Genomic DNA, 18,281 nt, shown 5'->3' with positions numbered 1-18,281 from the left:
TATTTTGTAAGGGATAAACTATGAGAAATGTCGCGCCTGTTGCCTTACTGCTGGCATTAACGCTCTGTACCCTGCGGGTGAATGCCGAAGATGAACCGCAAATTATTACGCCGGAAGGCCTGGCCACCAGCCAGATGCTGCCCTCGCTGGACGGCGCAGTTGCCGATCTGCCGCTGAGCGCCGCCGCCCCCGGCAGCCTGACGCTCAACGACGCAGTGAGTCGCGCCGTGAGCTGGCATCCTTCTATTCGTGAATCCATCGGCAAACTGCTCTCACAAAATGAGCAGATCGATGTGGCGAAATCAAAATATTACCCGCAGGTTTCTGCCGGGATAAATAACGGTTACAGCAATACTTACACCGATCACGGCTTTAGCCCGGCTCTGGTTATTTCAGTGTCGCAAATGCTGTACGACTTCGGCAAAGTGGCAAGCCAGGTCCGTGCTGAAACCGCCGGATCCGCACAACAGCAGGCGAATGTGTTACTCAGTATTGATACCATCGCCCACGCAACCGCCAACGCGATAGTCCAGGTGCAGACGTGGCAGCAAATGGTGGACGCCGCCGAAGAGCAGCTCAGCGCCTTGAACGGTATTGGTCGGCTGACCCGTCAACGCAATGATGAAGGGGCAACCTCGCTATCCGACGTGGTGCAAACCGATGCGCGTATCGAGTCTGCACGTTCTCAGTTGGCGCAGTATCAGGCCAATCTCGACAGCAGCAAGGCAACGCTGATGAGCTTCCTCGGCTGGAACTCGCTTAACGGCATCAGCAACGAATTTCCGGTCAAACTGGACAGCAGTTGTGATGTGGTCAAACCGGACGATAAGCTGGTTCCTGCGGTGCTGGCGGCATGGGCGCAGGCGAATGTGGCCCAGGCAAATCTCGATTACGCCAACGCGCAGATGACGCCCACTATCTCCCTGGAGCCGTCGGTTCAGCACTATCTCAACGACAAATACCCCAGCCATGAGGTGCTCGACAAAACCCAGTACTCCACGTGGGTAAAAGTCGAGATGCCGCTGTATCAGGGGGGCGGACTTACCGCCAGACGCAACGCCGCCAGTCACGCGGTAGAGTCTGCACAGTTCTCCATCCAGCGTACCCGACTTGAAGTGCGGCAGAAATTACTGGAATCCCGCAGCCAGGCGATGAGCCTCGCCACTGCCCTGCAGATCCTGCGTCGCCAGCAACGGCTGAGTGAACAAACGCGCGAGCTTTATCAACAGCAGTATCTGGACCTCGGGTCACGCCCACTGCTCGATGTGCTTAACGCCGAGCAGGAGGTATATCAGGCCCGTTTTGCTGAACTCCAGACTCAAAACCAGCTGCGCCAGCTCCAGTTGAACTGCCTCTATAACACCGGATCGCTTCGCCAGGCGTTCGCCTTAAATAACCGCAGTATTCAATCGGTGGAGATAAAGCTATGAGCGACGTCGATACACATGCGGAAGATGCGATTGGCGAACACGCCCTGAGCCAGTGGGCGCAGGCAATGACGCATATTGCCAGCCACTATCGCGTTGCCTGTTCGCCCGGTGCAATCCAGGCCAACGCCCCGTGGTTTGCGGGAAAAAGCCGAGCTATGGCCCTGTCGCAGCTGGCGCGTCAGGCGGGGCTGTCATTTCATGCGCTGGATACCGCCACGCAGGCGTTCGGCCAGTGGCGTCTGCCGGTGGTGGCAGAACTGCGCGACGGCCAACTGATGGTGATAGAACATTTCAACGGTGAAGATGCGTTGGATGTTTTTATCATCGCCGAAGAGGGCCAGCGTAACCGACTCACAGTTGCAGAACTTCTGCCGGAGCTCGTGAGCATTACTGCGCTGCGCCCGCTGTCAGCGCTGAAGGACAGTCGGGTAGACCGCTATATTTCGCGCTTCAGGCCCGACTGGATGCGCGAACTGGTGTTACAGGACATCCGCCCTTACCTGCCGGTCATGGTTGCCGCCTTTCTGATTAACGTCCTGTCGCTTGCCGGGATTATCTTTTCGATGCAGGTCTATGATCGGGTGATCCCCGCCCAGTCTTATCCAACGCTGTATGTTCTCTCCACCGGCGTTCTGGTGGCGGTGCTGTTTGGCTTTTTGCTGCGCGAAGCGCGTACCCACATAATGGACCTGCTCGGCAAACGCGCTGATATGCGCATTTCCGATCGCGTGTTCAGCCACGCATTGCGGCTGCGCAACAGCGCCGTTCCCCGCTCGACGGGGAGCTTTATTTCTCAACTGCGCGAGCTGGAACAGGTTCGCGAGATGATCACCTCCTCGACCCTGTCGACGATTGTCGATCTACCGTTTTTCTTTTTGTTTATCGTGGTGCTGGCCTTTATCGCCCCGCCGCTGGCGTGGATAGCCCCCGTCGCGGCCCTGCTGATGATCCTGCCTGGTTTGCTGTTACAGAAGAAACTGGCGGTACTCGCCAACCAGGCAGCGCATGAATCCACCCTGCGCAACGCGGTGCTGGTCGAGAGCGTTCAGGGGCTGGAAGATATCAAGCTGATGCAGGCGGAAAACCGCTTTTTACAGCAGTGGAACAGCTACATCCGTATTACCGGAGAGTCCGGGCTGCGCACGCGCAAGCTGACTCAGGGGCTGATTGGCTGGGGCATGTCGGTACAAAGCCTGGTCTACGCCGCCATCATTATGTTCGGCGCGCCGATGGTCATTGAAGGCACAATGACCACCGGGGCGGTGGTGGCCGCGTCGATGCTCGGTTCCAGAATGATTGCCCCGATGGCGAACCTGTGCGGCGTGCTGGCCCGCTGGCAGCAGGTCAAGGCGGCGAAGATGGGGTTAGACAGCATCATGCAGCTTCCCACCGAAACGCAGTACGATGAAGACCGTGTGCATCAGGAGATTTTTCACGGCCATTATCTGTTTGAAAACGCGCACTTTCGCTACCACAGCGACGATCAACGCGTTCCGCTGCGCATCTCACGTCTGGAGGTCATGCCCGGCGAACGGGTGGCGATCCTCGGGCGTAACGGCGCCGGGAAATCAACGCTGCTACAGGCCATGGCGGGCGGCGTGGAGATTATCCAGGGCGATGTCCGACTCGATAACCTGAGCCTGGCGCAGATCGATATGGCCGATTTACGCCGCAATATCGGTTTTCTCAGTCAGAATGCGCGGCTGTTTTTCGGTACCCTGCGCGAGAACCTGACCCTCGGCGCACCGCATGCCAGCGACGCGCAGATCTTCGAAGCGCTGGAGGTCAGCGGCGCGGCGGCTTTCGTTAAACAACTCGCCAAAGGGCTGGCACACCCCATTATGGAGGGCGGCAACGGTCTGTCCGGTGGACAACGGCAGTCGATCCTGCTGGCAAGAATGCTGCTGCGATCGCCCAATATCGTGCTGCTCGACGAACCCAGCGCCTCGCTGGATGAACATACCGAACGAGAGTTTATTCAGCGCCTGAACCAGTGGCTGGGCAACCGAACATTGATTGTCGCCACCCATCGCGTGCCGGTTCTGGAGCTGGTCGAGCGCGTAGTGGTGTTAAAAGAAGGTCAACTGGTCATGGATGCCCCGAAAGCGCAGGCGCTGAATGCGAGCCGGGCACCAGCCCCTACTCACGGTCGGGAGTGGAAAAATGAAAACCAATCCGCATGACGCTGCCATGGACGACCTCGATATCCGCCGCGAGCGCCGTTTCTCCGGGGCCAGCCGCATTATTCTGCTCAGCACACTGCTGTTTGCCGTCCTGGGTATCTGGGCGTATTTCGGCAAGCTGGATGAAGTCTCGACCGGCAGCGGGAAAGTAATCCCCAGCTCGCGCGAGCAGGTCTTGCAGTCGCTGGATGGCGGTATTCTCGCCGAGCTCACGGTACGCGAAGGAGATAAAGTACAGGCTAATCAGATTGTCGCGCGCCTCGACCCCACTCGCTCTGAGTCCAACGTTGGGGAGAGCGCCGCCCGCTATCGCGCCTCACTGGCTTCCAGCGCAAGGCTCAATGCCGAAGTTAACGATCTGCCGCTCATTTTTCCTGCTTCACTACGCGCCTGGCCGGATCTCATCGCCTCCGAAACGCGCTTGTATAAAAGCCGTCGCGCGCAGCTCGCTGATTCTATGGCAGAACTGCAGGATGCGCTGGTCTCGGTAAATAAAGAGCTGGCCATAACCCAACGGCTGGAAAAAAGTGGTGCCGCCAGCCACGTTGAAGTGCTGCGTCTGCAACGACAAAAAAGCGATTTAGGATTAAAAATCACCGATCTGCGCTCACAATACTTCGTGCAGGCGCGGGAAGCGCTGTCAAAAGCCAATGCCGAAGTGGATATGCTGGCGGCTATTTTGAAAGGACGCGAGGATTCCGTCACCCGCCTGACCGTGCGCGCGCCGATGCGCGGTATTGTGAAAAACATCCAGGTCACTACCATTGGCGGCGTTATCCCGCCCAATGGCGAGATGATGGAGATTGTACCGCTGGACGATCATCTGCTGATTGAAACCCGCCTGTCTCCGCGCGATATCGCGTTCATCCACCCCGGCCAGCGGGCGCTGGTGAAGATAACCGCTTATGACTACGCGATTTACGGCGGTCTGGAAGGCGTAGTCGAAACTATTTCCCCGGATACTATTCAGGACAAAGTGAAACCGGAAATATTCTACTACCGCGTGTTTATCCGCACCCATCAGGACTTCTTACAGAACAAACTGGGACGCCATTTCTCCATCGTACCGGGAATGATTGCCACAGTGGATATAAAAACAGGTGAAAAAACCATCGTCGACTATTTAATCAAACCGTTTAATCGCGCAAAAGAAGCGCTGCGTGAGCGGTAAATCCTTGAGGATTAGGGGTTGCGGGGGCTGGTCACGCGTGTCACAAGTCTGTTATACTTGCTCTAACACATTGGGGCTGATTCTGGATTCGACGGGATTCGCGAAACCCAAGGTGCATGCCGAGGGGCGGTTGGCCTCGTAAAAAGCCGCAAAAAAATAGTCGCAAACGACGAAAACTACGCTTTAGCAGCTTAATAACCTGCTCTGAGCCCTCTCTCCCTAGCTTCCGCTCTTAAGACGGGGATCAAAGAGAGGTCAAACCCAAAAGAGATCGCGTGGAGGCCCTGCCTGGGGTTGAAGCGTTAAATCTAATCAGGCTAGTCTGGTAGTGGCGTGTCTGTCCGCAGGTGCCAGGCGAATGTAAAGACTGACTAAGCATGTAGTACCGAGGATGTAGGAATTTCGGACGCGGGTTCAACTCCCGCCAGCTCCACCAAATAAAACAAGGGGTTACGTGCAAACGTAACCCCTTTTTGTTTGGCTGTGGCGGCAAAATGGCGGCAGCCAAATTGCCCACCGTTCATTAACGTCTTATCCGTTTGTGTAATAAAGGTGATTCACATGGAAGAAATGCACTTTGTTTACATCAATGCGAATGCGCGCATTGGTGCCCATTCAATAAGCAGTGTTAGCCACAGCGATAACTACATTCAGGGTATATGCCAATCAGCTCATTCAATAAGAACATTTCGTAAAGATAGAATACTTCAAGAATGCACATCTGCTGATGAAGCACAGCAAGCCTGTCTGTCCTTTCTACCAGAAAATTACATCCATCTAACCAAAGCGACCAAGCCTAAAACTCTAACTTTTGACATCTGTTTTACAGGTTTCAAAAAGGCGGATAAAGAGCGTTTGATTGAAGTTGCCGAGGCTAACAGCCTGACAGTGAGAAGTTCAGTTACTCAAAATCTGCAGATGCTCTGTTGCGGATACAATGCAGGTCCTTCCAAAGTAAATGCTGCACGCATGAAGGGTACGATCATCATTGATGAAGAAAGTTTTGTGCATTTTATAGAAACGGGTGAAATTCCTGATGTATAAAAAAACCTGCCGCAGCAGGTTCTTGTTTTAAAAATTCATGTGCCCTTGACCACCTGGCGTAGGGTGTGGCGGGGCATTATTGATTATTGTCGGCGTAACGATAAATCGTACAACCGTTTCATGGGTGACAAATGTGCTGCCGCAATTAATGTTCTGGCACTGGCAGTAACGCTCCTTCGTGCTATCAGTAACCTGAAAACTGCTCCGGGTGTGCGCCGCATGTCCACACTTTGGGCAATTCATCATTTTTTTCTTCTCCGCCACCGTTAAAATCTCAATAATGATACACAAAGAATCAATATTAAGAACTTATTTATTCCATTTCTAAATCATCAATCTTTACTTCAAGCTCTATGCTGGTCGTAAATCCATTATCCGGGCTGACAGAATGCGTCAGGGTGGTAATGGTCCATTCTGCATCATCGATTGGCTGCTTAAACCCTGTAACCTTCACCGGCATTTCCGTATAGAGATCAGCCCGCCCCTCAGCGAGCTGCAGGGAAAATGAAGCAACCCCACGCTGCAGACGTTCCCACTGCATTTTTGCTGCGCGCTCTGCATTGCTCCGGTTGGCGTAGGTACGATTAAGAACCAGCACATTTTCATCCGTTCCCACCAGATAATCGCCCTGTTTTGCTTCCGGCTCTTTGGGTGTGGTGGTTTTCTTTCGACGACGCTTAACACTGGTTGTCTCTTTTTTCCTGGGTTCACGCGTATGCAACCAGCTGGCAATAACACCGGTATAGGCACCACGATCAGCAAGGGTGAACCGATGACCGTCACCGGCTTTGCGCGTTATGGTGATAACCGGCAGCGGCTTGCCGCTCGCCGTTCTTCCCTGTCCCTGCCGGATAAACAGCAGATTCCCGTCCTTAACGGAAGCAATCGCCCCATACTGTCTCGCCAGTTTCATCAGAAAACTTGCATCGCTTTCATTGGTCTGGTCCAGATGATCCAGCGCCTTATCCGTCAGGTCTTTACCCAGCGCCATTTTGAGGTTATGCCGGGCGGCGATTTCCTTTACCACCTCCCCCACCGTTGTCTGATGCCATGATTTTTCGCGCCGTGTATTGAGGGTTTCACGGAAATCTGCGCTACGCGCCCGGATGGTCAGTCGGTCAGGGGCACCGCGGTGTTCAATTTCATCCACGGTAAAAGCCCCTTTAGGGAAAAGCGGCTGGCCTTTCCAGCCCAGCGCCAGCTGAATCACTGCCCCACGTCGCGGCAGGGCGATCAGCCCGTCGGCGTCGTCCAGCTCCAGATCAAGCTGGTCCGCTTCAAAGCCCCGGTTATCCGTCAGCGTCAGACTCATCAGGCGGGTATCCAGCACGGTCGTCACGTCCTTACCTTCAATGACGATACTGAAAGCCGGGCTTTTGCTGTTCAGATTCAGGAGATCAGAATTAAAGTTCACTGCAGCAATCCTCCAGCCGTGTTTTTAATCCCCTCAATCGCAGAGGCAGCAGAGTCCTGCAGGTTGCTGAGCTGGTCACTCAGGCTGCCGAACATATCCGCCAGCGACTCATCCACCCTTTTCAGTGACAATGAGAACTCAATGCGGCGCGGCATCCCGTCCCGGAAAAACTCTGCTTTCGTCTGGTTCAGCCCCTCGATCACATACATGCCATAAATCGTGCCGCTGCCCTCGATCAGGGGCCACGCCTTGCCCAGCTCCGCCATCTGTTCCAGCGCCAGCATGGACAGCCTGCCGCCGGTAATTTCCGGCAACAGCACCCCGGATAGCGTCAGCGTGTCATTATCCGGCCCCAGAAATTGCGTGGTGGCGCGGCGATTTACGCGGCTGTTTGTCGCATGGCGCCAGCTGCGCTGATACTGCAGTTCCTGATAAGGGACCGTGCGCAGCTCGAAAACAAATAATCCCAGCACCATCATCATGAGTCATAGCCCCCCTGATCGCTGTAGTTACTCCGGGCCTTCGCCCTGATCCGGCGGTCACGCTCATCGAGCTGTCGCGCCACCTCTCGCGCAATGTCCTGCGCATTCTGTCCTGGCTGCGCCTGGATAATAATCTGCGTGGGGGCGTCCACACGGATAACCGGCTGTACGCTTGCGCTCTGGCCCATCATTGCGGCGCCTGCTTTTACCGGCAGGCTAAACGGATGAAGCGGTGCCGCATCGACCGGCGCCGCAGCCACCCCCATCATCCCGGCAACCACCGAGGCCAGCGCCGCTGTGCGTCGCCTGCTGGTTACGTTTACCGGGCCGTTGATAATCTCCGGGCCGTTCTCCCCCACGATGCCAAACTGCCCGCGCGGGATATTACCGCCGGTGTCATACATCCCCGCATAAGCCGGGAACCCGCCAGGCGGCAATATCACGCTGCCGTTACCGCCCACTGTGGCAGGCGTCTGATTTGGCAGCCTGGCGCTGGCGGCCTCTTTGTTAACCAGACCAAGTTTATCCAGCAACCAGATCACACCGGATTTCAGAGATTCCAGCGGATGCAGCGCCATGTTCAGCCCTTCCGCCACCATTTCACCGAACAAACGCCCCATTGATGCCGCACTCTGCAGCTCTGCCGCCGTCGATTTAACTGGCGTCAGCAAGTCGGTAAACCAGCCCCACAACTCCCGGACCTTATCTCCTACCCACTGAAAAATAGGCATTAGCGGAGTGAAGGCTGACAGGATAGGCGCTGCCGCCGCTTTGAACCCTTCCACCACGCCACCCAGAAAGGCGCTGATAGGCTGCCAGTATTTCCAGACCACCATCGCCACCCCAGCCAGCGCAGCCACCACCAGACCGATCGGACTCAACAGCGCGCCAAGCAGACTACCCACAGAAAACAGCGCCACGCGCAGCACTGCCAGCGGGCCGGAAACCAGTAAACGCAGCACTCCGCCCGTGCGGGTCGCTGCAGCAGCGGTGGACGGTAACGCCTTAACCGCCAGCATCGACAGCGCGAACCGGATCACCGCAATCGGCCCCAGCACTGCAGCCACCGCCACCGCCAGCGTACCCAGCCCGACAGTGATCGCCGCCGTCGCCGCAGCCACTTTCATCAGCGTGCCAGCCAGCACGGGATTCTGCTCAACCCAGCGCCGCAGCGCCCCGGTCACGCCTTTAACCAAGCTCATGATATCCATCAGCGGCTGGCGCAGCGTTTCCCCCAGGCTACTGAAAGCGTTTTGCGCGCCCGTCTTAACCAGCAACCACTGCGCAGACAATGAATCCTTGTTGATGTCGGATTCTTTCTGCATGGAGCCATTAGCATCGCTGCCTGCAGTGAGTTTCAGCTGGCGCTGCAGCTCCGGCAGGTTGTTTGCCAGTTTTGCGGCATCATCGCCAAACTCTTTGCCAAAAATCATCGTCATTGCAGACAGGCGCTTATCCTGCGGCAGCTTGTTGACCTTCTCCAGTACGCGCTGAATAGTGCCCATGGCATCCGTGGTCATCTGCTTTTCAATCTCTTCTGGATTAAGTTTCAGCAGGTCCATACCTTCAAAAAAGCGTTTGCTTTGCATGGTGGCAATGGAAAGTTCACGCACCATGGCATTTGAAGCACTGGCGGCAATTTCAGGCGCTGCGCCCAGAGAAAGGAAGGTTGAACCCAGCGCCGCCGCTTTGCGGAAGTCGAGGCGGTCAGCCACGCCGCCCATGCGCTGCAGGACGTTGATAATATCCCCGCCCTTTGACATGGCATTATCGTCCAGGTAGTTCAGCGCATCGCCCAGTTGCTCAATATTGCGCGTCGGTACTTTATACAGCTGCGCAATTTTCCCTAACCCTTCCGCCAGTTCATCTGCAGGCAGTTCAAAAGCGGTTGCTGCTTTCGCTGCAGTTGAGGCAAAGGCCAGCAAATCGCGCTTCTGGTCCTCAAAGGGATCATCCTGATTGGTCACGCCCATGCGGGCGCCACCCTCAACCAATGCCGCGTAGTCAATCGCGCCGTTCTCCATCGGCAGCTGCTCACTGGCAGCTTTGATGGCGTCCTGCATTTCATAAAATTGCTTTGTGCGGTTGCCGTTGTCGTCACGCAGTCCGTTAACCTGTTTCGCCACACCTTTCATGGCATCTTCCATGCTGGCGTAACTCCTGACCGCAGCCACAACCGGCGCTCCCATCGCAGCACCGGCGGCTGCCGTAGTCGCCCCGGCACCCGCAATGCGATCACGGACCTCAAGACGGCGGGAATACTGCTCACGGACAGCATTGATCCGCGCCTGCTGTTCACCCAGGCGTTTGAGTGATTTCTGCTGGCGGTCTAGCGCCTGCCTGGCTTCATCGGCATTCTGCCGCAGCGTGCGCTGGGCGGAACTCAGGTTTTTAGTGTTGATACCTGCAGCACTTAATTCTTCGCGTTGCCGCTGGGCTGACTGCCGCAGCCCGTCGAAGGTATCTTTTAGCTGGCTGGCCCGACGTTTTGCCTGCTCCAGCTCCTTCGCCTGTTTTTTCGTGGGATTGCTGGCTGCAGCAAACTCATTCGCCAGTTCAGACACTTTCTGACGCGCAGCTGTAAGATCGTTTTTTGCTCCCTCAAGCTGGGTGCGGACCTTGCGGAATCCGTCGATACGGGCGGCCTGTGAATCAAGCGCTTTAAGGCTGGCACGGCTTTGTTGGATTGCGGCTGCCAGCTCCTTAGAGCTGGCCTGCGCAGAACGGAATGGGCGGGTGAGTTTATCCACCGCGCTCAGAATGACCTGCAGGCGCAGGTTGTTATCGCTCATCGCTGGCTCCGCTTCTCTGTATCGCTTTATACCGCCATTCCAGCACTTCGGTCAGCGGCATAACGTCAGTGACAGAGGGCGGCCAGTGAAAAATGGTGGCAATATCTGCCACCAAATCATCTACCGTCAGGCTGTCGGTAAACCGGCAAGTACCGACTTCTTCAACAAAAAAGTGACCACCTCTACCGACAGTGCGGTGAGATCGGCGGGGTCCAGTTCAGCCATTTCCTGTGCGGTCAGCGTTGGGGTGGAAATACGCGGGATCACTGTCATCATGGCCCCCACGTCCATATCCATAATGGCCTGCAGGCGGGTGCCGCGCAGCGCACCGGACTGCGGCTTACGCAGCACAATTTCGGTGATTTGGGTTTTACCGCGCATGATTGGCGTATCCAGTTGTACGGTTTTTTCAGTCAGCTTGTCGCTCATGTTCGTTTCCTGTTAATCAGATACTGGCGCGGATCACCGCGCCGTTAAGTTAAATCAGAGGCCAAGGGCGTTACGGTGTGCTTCCATCAGGTCCACGCCGTCAACGATTTCAATCATGTTGACCAGATCAACCTCATAGAGCACTTCGCCGTTAATGGTCAGCTTCGCGTAGCTGTTGGTGCTGCTGACTTTGGTGGTGCTGCTCTCGCCGGTTTTCCACTCGCCGGAATCCACTTCTTTATGACGCCCGCGCACAACCAGCTCAATGGCCTGCACTTCGCCGGTATCGTCACGCTGAATAGAGCCGGTGAAACGCAGCTGGATGCCGTCAACGGTTGCCTTGCCCATCTGCTTGAATAACAACAGTTCGGTGCCGCCGATTGAAAATTCCGTGTCCAGTGCGCCGTCATCCAGCCCCATATCCACATCCACCGCGCCCGGCATACCGCCGCCGCGATACTTCTCAAACTTGCGGGTGAATTTCGGCAGAGTCAGGGACTCAACGATCCCCTGCCAGTTGTTCCCGTCGTTGAACAGGTTCAGGTGTTTTAACTTGCGTGGTAATGCCATGTATCCCCCTTATGCGCTGACGCGGCTGGCAAAATCGACCAGGTAGCGATCGGTGATGCGCTGGCGCAGCATCAGATTTTCAAGCGGCGGCACAGGCGTGTAGTCGTAGTCGATGGTGAGCTTCCCGGCTTTCAGGGAGTCTTTATCGTTCACTGACTCATCCAGCCAGCAGTCAGCCCCGATGAGGTATCCCTGATTTACCAGGCTGCGTAATTTGGCGCGAATACCTTCGATAATGTCGCGGGCCAGTGACGGATTCAGTGGCTTATCCACCGCCCACATATGCCCCTCTGCAATCGTGTCAGCCAGCACCTGCGCCGTGCGGGTGTAGTTCTCAAACGCAAACAAGGGATCGTCACTGAGGCAGCGAGAACCCCAGAAGCGGAAGCCGTCTTTGCAGATCAACGTGGTGACGTCGTTCTGGTTCAGCAGTCCCGCGTCCGTTGCCGGGTCCTGCAGATCCCAGAACACATCAGCGGAAATGCCGGTAACGCCGTTCACACCCACGTTGGACAGGGTTTTGTGCCATCCGGTCTGTTCGTCGATTTTGGCGCGCAAACCGAGCGCACGGGCGGAGGCGTAAGCCGTCGCATCGGCTTTCAGAACGGTGTCAAAGTTGATGAAATCAGGCCATATCAGCATCCCCTCTCGCTGGCTGAAATTGTCCCGGTAAGCAATGGCTTCCTCCACCGTCTTACAACCATAGGCGGACAGGTAGGCAAACCCGCGCAGGCTCTGCGCCACACTCATCAGCTCAGTCGCAACCGCCTGCGTGTCGTGCCCAGGCACGCCGAGAATACGCGGCTTAACTTTCAGCTGCGACTGCGCAGAAAGCAGCGCTTTCATACCCGTTTTTTTACCGTCAGACGTGACACCACCGATAATATTGGAGGTGGTTTCCGCTTCGGTTTCGCCCTGCGCCACGCGCACAACAACGGTCACGGGTTTAGCCTGGTCTGCAATCGCATCCAGCGAACGGGCCAGCGTGCCGGACTCACCCGCTTTGCCGCTGGCGGTCAGCACATCGGTCAGAAGAACCGGCTTATTGAGAGGAAACACGGACGCATCAGCATCATCGCCGGTGCAGACCATGCCCACGATAGCGGTGCTCACCGTGGTGATAGATCGGGTGCCCTCGTTGACTTCAACAACGCGCACCCCGTGGTGGTAATCCTGAGCCATAAGGCATTATCTCCGGTTGACAGGGATGCCTTATGTTCTGGTTGATACGCACACGGCGCACGTGTTTCTGCCTGTGCCATCACTGACACAATAACAGGGTTTTCAGCCTGGCTGGCTGGCGGGAAATTTCTTATACAGCGTGGAAATACCCACATCGAAAAGCAGAGCCACGCGCTGACGTGTTTCACCTGCAGCCAGTAGCCGCCCTGCCTGCGCCCATTGTTCCGGCGACAACTTTGGACGGCGCCCACCGATTCTCCCCTGCGCCCTTGCTGCAGCCAATCCCGCACGGGTTCTTTCCACAATCAGTTCACGTTCCATTTCAGCCAGGGCGCCCATGATGTGGAAAAAAAATCGCCCCATGGGTGTCGAGGTATCAATGCTATCCGTCAAACTGCGGAAATTAACAGCCCGCTGCCGCAGCTCCTCAACGAGAACCACCAGATGCCGCATACTGCGCCCAAGTCGATCAAGCTTCCAGACAACCAGCGTGTCCCCCGGCGACAGGGTTTTAAGCAGCTTTTTTAACCCTGGACGTTCTGACGTTTTACCGCTCATTTTATCTTCAAAAATCAGCTCACATCCTGACCGTTCCAGCGCGTCACGCTGCAGCGCCGTGTTTTGCTCATTTGTTGATACACGCACATACCCAACCAGCATTCACTTTCCCTAATGCAAAAGCCCAAATGATGCCAGTCAGACTGTAAAACTGCATTTTCTTAAACGTTCAATTGGGAGAAGCGGCAAAACGGGATGTTGGGACCGGGGCAAACCAGATACCTGATATGTCTTCTTTCGTATTCTCTGTATCCGGTGGGGTCAATATTTACCGATTCCCAAACAGGATGTGTATCCAATGGGGGAACAGCAATACCGATGCAAATGGCGGTGCCATTGTCTCTCTTCCCGTCGCAATGTCAGCGTATGTCCCTGTGGTGATTGAAGGGCTATCGGGAAACTGGGCGGGGAATGGAGGGGTGTATGACTTCTTCACGGTATATGGTGCACAAGTTTCCACAGCGTCTTCATTTCTCGCTAAATCATCTTCATATCGTGGCAGTGACGGTAAATTTGTCGCTCAGTCTACTAACTTTAACTGGGTTGTGGTGGGGACTATCTGATGCACACTTTCGTTTATAGCTCAGAACAGAACGCATTCTGGTTCGCTGATAGCACGTCAGCACCTGCTGATGTGGTTTCTGTTGAGAAATCTATTTTTGAAGAGTTTTGTGTTACGCCTCTGGATGGAAAGCGTCGGGTTGCCGGTGATGATGGCCTCCCGTCCTGGGAAGAGATTCCACCACCAACGGCAGAAGAAATTAAAGCCTCGGCAATTGCAGCGGCTGAGCAACAAAAATCCCAGCTTCTCGCTGAAGCATCAGAAGTTACCAGAGGGTGGCAGACAGACCTGCTGCTGGGCAGCATTAGTGATGTAGACAAGGCAAAACTCATTGAGTGGCGAGCTTATGTTAAAAAACTGGAGGCGGTGGATACCTCCAGCGCGCCAGAGATTAACTGGCCTGTTCCCCCGGAGGTGTAGGCCATTCGATACCGGGTGCGGCGCTGGTATCTATTGCTGTCACCGCATCGATATAGTCCATCCAGGCGTTAAGGCTGGCGGATTCATCATCCGTTAGCTTACGCCCCATCAGTAGCTTGGTTTGCCAGACGGTAATCTTCTGCCTGGACTCCTCCAGCAAGAATTGTTTATGCGCCTCAGCCTGAGCAATATATTGTTCTCTCGTCGGTTCTGGCACAGGAATGACAGAAACAATTCCGGAGTCATCGACTGAAAATGTGGAGCCGGGTGCGCGGCCCATTGCTTTTCTGTACTCATCCTCTGATACGTCTATCGCGCCAGTAGGTATTGACTCATAGCTGCCATCTTCAGGATAAAACAGCCCTTCAAAATATTTATATTTCATTTTAGTTCACCTTATTACCAGCCAATTGCCCACCAAAAACAGTTCTCCGGTACACCACCTGGTGCATAGTTCTGTATTCTTATTTGTTGAGAGCCCTCCGGGCTCACCCCCATTCCGGCATTTGAGCCTGGAGCGCCCCGACCGCCACTGGCCCACAAAATTTCATTTGGAAACGCTTCATTAACGTTATATGTAGCATTACTGCCCGGAGCAGTAGCAGTTATGCCCCACTGAAATACCAGTTTCTGTTTGCCTCCCCCGGCACCGATAACATCTATCTTAAAAACCCCGTTGGGTAGCACAGTAGCCCGAAAGCTGGCCATGTCCGGAATGCCATCAATTATCCCCGCATCAACATTCCGTTTCGCGGCTGTTCCCAAACCAAGGTTTTTGAGAAACTCTGAAACATCAGCAATGTCTTTTCCATTGGCTGCCTTGTCCATCTTTCCGGCAAGCGCATTTGTCATGGTGGTGGCAAAATTAGGATCGTTTCCCAGCGCCGCCGCCAGTTCGTTAAGCGTATCGAGTGCAGCTGGAGAAGATGCCACCAGTGCAGCAATTGCCGCCTGCACAAAAGCCGTGTTAGCAAGTTGCATGGAATTATTGCCTGCCGCTGCCGTCGGTGCTTTTGGCGTACCAATGAATGTCGGACTGGCTTTTGGCGCATATTGCGTATGCGGATCTGCAGCAGCAAGATGTTTTGCCATCAGATCATCCACATACACCTTAAGCTCCAGCACCTTGTCATCCACATATTTGCGGGTTGCCAGAACCACAGCAGGGTCAATTTTCAGGATGATGTTATCTGTGCTGCTGGTAATCAGCACCATGCGTACGGTCTGCGTGCGTCCGCTGCCCTCAACGAGCTGCGGCTTATAGCTTTCCGGGCAATTCCCGACGGCAATCAGTGCGCCGTTTTCATCAAACAGGCCGACTTCACGAATCCACCACCCGCCCTCATTTTCCGGGATCACCTGCTCAGCAATAATCTGGCTGCTGTTCTGTGGGTCGATATACAGCATATTCAGCGCTGCGCGGCGTTCCTCAGCCACTAACGCGGTCTGTTGCGCGTTGGGTGTGGGCAGCACACCGCCACCGCTGCCCACCGCCATATGGGTAATTTTTAGTGGGACACCGAGCGCGGCGGCGCTTGCCAGTTTCGCCGCGCCGATATCCGTCAGCAGGGTATAAAATTTTGCGCTCATGGGTTCACTCTCATTGTGTCGATAACATGGACGGCGCCGCCCTCGTAGGCAGTGCCACCGGAAATGATGGTTTCGTTGATATACGGGTAGATCGTGATTTCTTCGCCGGTATAAGTGGCTGCACCCACAAAATACGGGCCGCCTGTCTGCAGGTTGATGGACATGCCAACCAGATGACGGCTGCACGGTTTGGCATCACCGATCAGACGCTCCAGCTCCAGATAGGTTTCTTCTGTTATGCCCTGGTCCTGCACGCCAATATCCAGACGGAACGTCCCCGGCGTTTCGCCAGTCTGCCACCACTCAATGATGCGGATCAGAAAGCCGAACGGCTCCACCACGCGCCGCACGGCGCTGGTTGTCCCCTTGTGCTGATGGATATAAAACGCGTCCTGCACAACGCGGCGCTTGACGCTTTCTGTCCAGCTTTCATCCCAGCGGTCAACAGAAAACGCCCAGGCCAGATAGGGCAGGAATCTGATCGGACAGGTTGCCGGATTCCACAAATCACGCAGCGATACCTGCAGATCGGAAATCCCGCTGCAGGTCTGCGCCAGTCGGCGCTCAAGCGGCGACGAACCCGGCGGCAACAGACTATTCATCCGTGCCCCCGTTGGTAACGCTCCATTCGGTACAGGATGCCGCCTGCGTCTTATCCAGCACCACATCCTCCAGAGGGGACGCCAGTTCCACACGCTGGACACCCTCCACGTGCAACGCGGCATAAATGGCGCTGCGGCGGATATCACGTCCCAGCCGTGTCTGACTGGCGATGTATTTCTGCAGGCTGGCTTTTGCCTCTGCCATCACCGGCTCAGCCTCCGGCCCCGGATAAAGGAATATCGTCGCATCCACGTTGTACGGAATAATTTCAGCGCTGCGCACCGTCAGGCGGTCTGCCACCGGACGCACCTTTTCACTGTTAAGCGCCTGCTCAACCACCGCCAGCAGGTCAGCCCCTGCCGTACCGTCACCCTCACGGCTCAGCACGGTAAGCACCACCTCTGCCGGTGCCGGACTGGTTGCGCTGGCATCAGCCACCCGCCCGTCGGCACTTCTGGCGTGGAACTCATAGGCTCCCGTCGGCCCTGCAACGGACAGCCCCTCAAATGCTGCAGGAATGCGCTGGCGTAATGCTTCATCACTTTCCATCACTGCGGCGACCGGCGGCACCGCGTCATTATCTGCAGGGACTACCGTCAGGCGCTTCACGTTGCAGTTGCCTGCCAGTTGTTCAAGGTCATTTCCCATGGAATAGGCCACCATGACCGCCTGCGCAGCCTCATTAATTCGCTGACGCAGCAGGATTTCGCGGTAAGTATTTTCCTGCAGCAATTTGGTGACAGGTTCTGACTCCAGCGCTAACGTGCGCATAACAGCCTCCTGTTCATCAGCCGGATGGAGGGCCACAAAGGCGGCCTTGCGTTCTGCCAGCAATGCCTCAAAGTCCGGCACGTCCACAATCTGCGGCGGCGGTAGCCGGGAAAGGTCAATGACTGCCATTGTCTGCTCCTGTTGATACGGAAAGGGAAACCGGTGCGCCGTTATTGCCGTGTCCGGTAAGTTCAACCACCATAGAGCCGTCAAAATTGCCGTTGATGGTGATGGAGTCCAGCGTAAGTCGCGGCTCCCAACGGTTCAGCGCCACATAGACCGCAGACATAATCTGCAGGCGCAGCGCCGGGTTCTGCGGCTGGTCAATCAGGGCAGACAGCAGGGAGCCATATTCCCGGCGTGCAAGACGGCTGCCCTGCGGCGTCAGCAGAATATCCCGCACCGACTGGCGCAGATGGTCTGTATCTGCAATGGTCTGCCCGTCATTCCTGCTCATACCGATATACAACGTCATACCGGCCCCCCCGTGTTGTCGCCACCTTTCAGAACGCCAGTATGCTCATGGTCATCAACTACGATCCCGTTAGAACTCATTGCGCCGCCGCCCTGAGTGACGCCGCCGTTGATCACCACCTCGCTGTTAATGCGCGTGGTGTCAGCCTCCACCACAAACTCACCGGTTTTGTAGGTGACACTGTCTGATGCCTCGATCACCATGGATTTGATGCCCCTGACATGCCACCGTCCGGTGGCGGGTTCATACTCAAACCATCCCCCGTCCGGGTACTCCGTCACGCAGCCGTCCACGGAATCCGACGGTGGCGGAAACTGATTGGAGTAGATAGCGGGCAGCACAAAAGCGGTTTCCAGATTGCCGCCCATGCTCAGCACCACCACCTGCTCATCCGGCGACGGACACCACCATGTACGGGCACCACCGGCGCGCAGCGTCAGCCAGTTAATCCAGTTAGTTTCAAGCTCGCCCACTTTCACCCGACACAGCCACTTTTTCCGGTCCACTTCGGTCACAGTGCCGGTGCGGATCAGATTGGTGATAAGGCGCATAATTTCGGTCAGTTGTGCATTCATAACGAAAGGTTGCCATCAGAGGGAAAAGGG

General features: G+C 55.7%; 20 protein-coding genes, 1 other RNA gene and 2 pseudogenes. 8 read left to right on the top strand and 15 right to left on the bottom strand.

The genetic code is table 11. The annotated features are described in order from the left end of the window. Window positions 1–20: 20 nt before the first annotated feature. From O6D90_RS05860 to O6D90_RS05840, 5 genes are all read left to right on the top strand, one after another. Window positions 21–1,430 carry a TolC family outer membrane protein gene (locus O6D90_RS05860; protein ID WP_088583054.1) on the top strand — a complete coding sequence of 470 codons (1,410 nt, stop codon included), beginning with the start codon at window positions 21–23 and terminating at the stop codon, window positions 1,428–1,430. Then, window positions 1,427–3,613, top strand: coding sequence for a type I secretion system permease/ATPase (locus O6D90_RS05855; protein WP_016157192.1), 2,187 nt, complete (start codon window positions 1,427–1,429; stop codon window positions 3,611–3,613). The genes O6D90_RS05860 and O6D90_RS05855 overlap by 4 nt, the downstream gene beginning before the upstream one ends. Before the next feature lie 7 nt (window positions 3,614–3,620). Continuing rightward, entirely contained in the window at window positions 3,621–4,784 is a 1,164-nt protein-coding gene (locus O6D90_RS05850) for an HlyD family efflux transporter periplasmic adaptor subunit (RefSeq protein ID WP_088583165.1), read from the top strand. Between the two features lie 72 nt (window positions 4,785–4,856). Further along, window positions 4,857–5,220: a transfer-messenger RNA gene (ssrA, locus tag O6D90_RS05845) on the top strand. A gap of 125 nt (window positions 5,221–5,345) precedes the next feature. Continuing rightward, window positions 5,346–5,828 (top strand): hypothetical protein, encoded by a 483-nt coding sequence (locus O6D90_RS05840; RefSeq protein ID WP_271143275.1) that lies wholly within the window; start codon window positions 5,346–5,348, stop codon window positions 5,826–5,828. 27 nt (window positions 5,829–5,855) lie between these two features. Here the strand turns inward: O6D90_RS05840 and O6D90_RS05835 are convergent, their stop codons facing one another. The 9 genes from O6D90_RS05835 to O6D90_RS05795 all read right to left on the bottom strand — a co-directional run bounded on the left by O6D90_RS05835 (window position 5,856) and on the right by O6D90_RS05795 (window position 13,357). Next, the gene (locus tag O6D90_RS05835; RefSeq protein WP_023184674.1) at window positions 5,856–6,074 is read right to left on the bottom strand and encodes an ogr/Delta-like zinc finger family protein; all 219 of its coding nucleotides are present in this window, start codon (window positions 6,072–6,074) and stop codon (window positions 5,856–5,858) included. Between the two features lie 67 nt (window positions 6,075–6,141). Then, window positions 6,142–7,242, bottom strand: coding sequence for a phage late control D family protein (locus O6D90_RS05830; protein WP_271143274.1), 1,101 nt, complete (start codon window positions 7,240–7,242; stop codon window positions 6,142–6,144). Next, window positions 7,239–7,724 (bottom strand): phage tail protein, encoded by a 486-nt coding sequence (locus O6D90_RS05825; RefSeq protein ID WP_040233918.1) that lies wholly within the window; start codon window positions 7,722–7,724, stop codon window positions 7,239–7,241. Before O6D90_RS05825 ends, O6D90_RS05830 begins: the two co-directional genes overlap by 4 nt. Continuing rightward, window positions 7,721–10,516, bottom strand: coding sequence for a phage tail tape measure protein (locus tag O6D90_RS05820; protein WP_271143273.1), 2,796 nt, complete (start codon window positions 10,514–10,516; stop codon window positions 7,721–7,723). The genes O6D90_RS05825 and O6D90_RS05820 overlap by 4 nt, the downstream gene beginning before the upstream one ends. Continuing rightward, window positions 10,506–10,628: a GpE family phage tail protein gene (locus O6D90_RS05815; RefSeq protein WP_032300013.1), complete on the bottom strand. Its 123-nt coding sequence runs from the start codon at window positions 10,626–10,628 to the stop codon at window positions 10,506–10,508. Before O6D90_RS05815 ends, O6D90_RS05820 begins: the two co-directional genes overlap by 11 nt. Before the next feature lie 14 nt (window positions 10,629–10,642). Next, window positions 10,643–10,945 carry a phage tail assembly protein gene (locus O6D90_RS05810; RefSeq protein ID WP_001744189.1) on the bottom strand — a complete coding sequence of 101 codons (303 nt, stop codon included), beginning with the start codon at window positions 10,943–10,945 and terminating at the stop codon, window positions 10,643–10,645. Between the two features lie 54 nt (window positions 10,946–10,999). After that, on the bottom strand, window positions 11,000–11,515 hold the full coding sequence (locus O6D90_RS05805) for a phage major tail tube protein (RefSeq protein WP_016150797.1): 516 nt from the start codon (window positions 11,513–11,515) through the stop codon (window positions 11,000–11,002). A 9-nt stretch (window positions 11,516–11,524) separates the two neighbouring features. Continuing rightward, a complete protein-coding gene (locus tag O6D90_RS05800) occupies window positions 11,525–12,697 on the bottom strand; it encodes a phage tail sheath protein (RefSeq protein ID WP_181498501.1) in 1,173 nt (390 codons plus the stop codon). Window positions 12,698–12,799: 102 nt separating this feature from the next. After that, window positions 12,800–13,357, bottom strand: a complete 558-nt coding sequence (locus O6D90_RS05795) for a recombinase family protein (RefSeq protein ID WP_040234046.1) — start codon at window positions 13,355–13,357, stop codon at window positions 12,800–12,802. A gap of 53 nt (window positions 13,358–13,410) precedes the next feature. Between O6D90_RS05795 and O6D90_RS05790 the strand changes: the two are divergent. The 3 genes and pseudogenes from O6D90_RS05790 to O6D90_RS05780 all read left to right on the top strand — a co-directional run. Beyond that, a pseudogene (locus tag O6D90_RS05790) lies at window positions 13,411–13,494 on the top strand (gp53-like domain-containing protein); the annotation flags it as partial. A gap of 48 nt (window positions 13,495–13,542) precedes the next feature. Further along, window positions 13,543–13,818: a hypothetical protein gene (locus O6D90_RS05785; protein WP_170975059.1), complete on the top strand. Its 276-nt coding sequence runs from the start codon at window positions 13,543–13,545 to the stop codon at window positions 13,816–13,818. Beyond that, window positions 13,818–14,237, top strand: coding sequence for a tail fiber assembly protein (locus O6D90_RS05780; protein ID WP_271143272.1), 420 nt, complete (start codon window positions 13,818–13,820; stop codon window positions 14,235–14,237). The genes O6D90_RS05785 and O6D90_RS05780 overlap by 1 nt, the downstream gene beginning before the upstream one ends. Here O6D90_RS05780 and O6D90_RS05775 read toward each other — a convergent pair. The 6 genes and pseudogenes from O6D90_RS05775 to O6D90_RS05750 all read right to left on the bottom strand — a co-directional run bounded on the left by O6D90_RS05775 (window position 14,209) and on the right by O6D90_RS05750 (window position 18,251). Next, on the bottom strand, window positions 14,209–14,622 hold the full coding sequence (locus O6D90_RS05775) for a tail fiber assembly protein (RefSeq protein WP_181636254.1): 414 nt from the start codon (window positions 14,620–14,622) through the stop codon (window positions 14,209–14,211). The genes O6D90_RS05780 and O6D90_RS05775 overlap by 29 nt on opposite strands. 361 nt (window positions 14,623–14,983) lie before the next feature. Next, window positions 14,984–15,827: pseudogene (locus O6D90_RS05770) on the bottom strand (phage tail protein); the annotation flags it as partial. Next, window positions 15,824–16,429, bottom strand: a complete 606-nt coding sequence (locus O6D90_RS05765; protein WP_001397640.1) for a phage tail protein I — start codon at window positions 16,427–16,429, stop codon at window positions 15,824–15,826. The gene O6D90_RS05765 and the pseudogene O6D90_RS05770, both read right to left, overlap by 4 nt. Beyond that, a complete protein-coding gene (locus O6D90_RS05760) occupies window positions 16,422–17,330 on the bottom strand; it encodes a baseplate assembly protein (RefSeq protein ID WP_086550362.1) in 909 nt (302 codons plus the stop codon). The genes O6D90_RS05765 and O6D90_RS05760 overlap by 8 nt, the downstream gene beginning before the upstream one ends. Then, window positions 17,317–17,676, bottom strand: coding sequence for a GPW/gp25 family protein (locus O6D90_RS05755; protein ID WP_181636253.1), 360 nt, complete (start codon window positions 17,674–17,676; stop codon window positions 17,317–17,319). The genes O6D90_RS05760 and O6D90_RS05755 overlap by 14 nt, the downstream gene beginning before the upstream one ends. Then, a complete protein-coding gene (locus tag O6D90_RS05750) occupies window positions 17,673–18,251 on the bottom strand; it encodes a phage baseplate assembly protein V (RefSeq protein WP_046669933.1) in 579 nt (192 codons plus the stop codon). The genes O6D90_RS05755 and O6D90_RS05750 overlap by 4 nt, the downstream gene beginning before the upstream one ends. Between the last annotated feature and the right edge of the window lie 30 nt (window positions 18,252–18,281).

Source organism: Citrobacter sp. 21OH12SH02A-Citro (genome assembly GCF_027919895.1).
Taxonomy (GTDB): Bacteria; Pseudomonadota; Gammaproteobacteria; order Enterobacterales; family Enterobacteriaceae; genus Citrobacter; species Citrobacter braakii.
The sequence above is the reverse complement of the archived record's forward strand: the minus strand, read 5'-3'. Positions and strand labels throughout refer to the sequence as shown.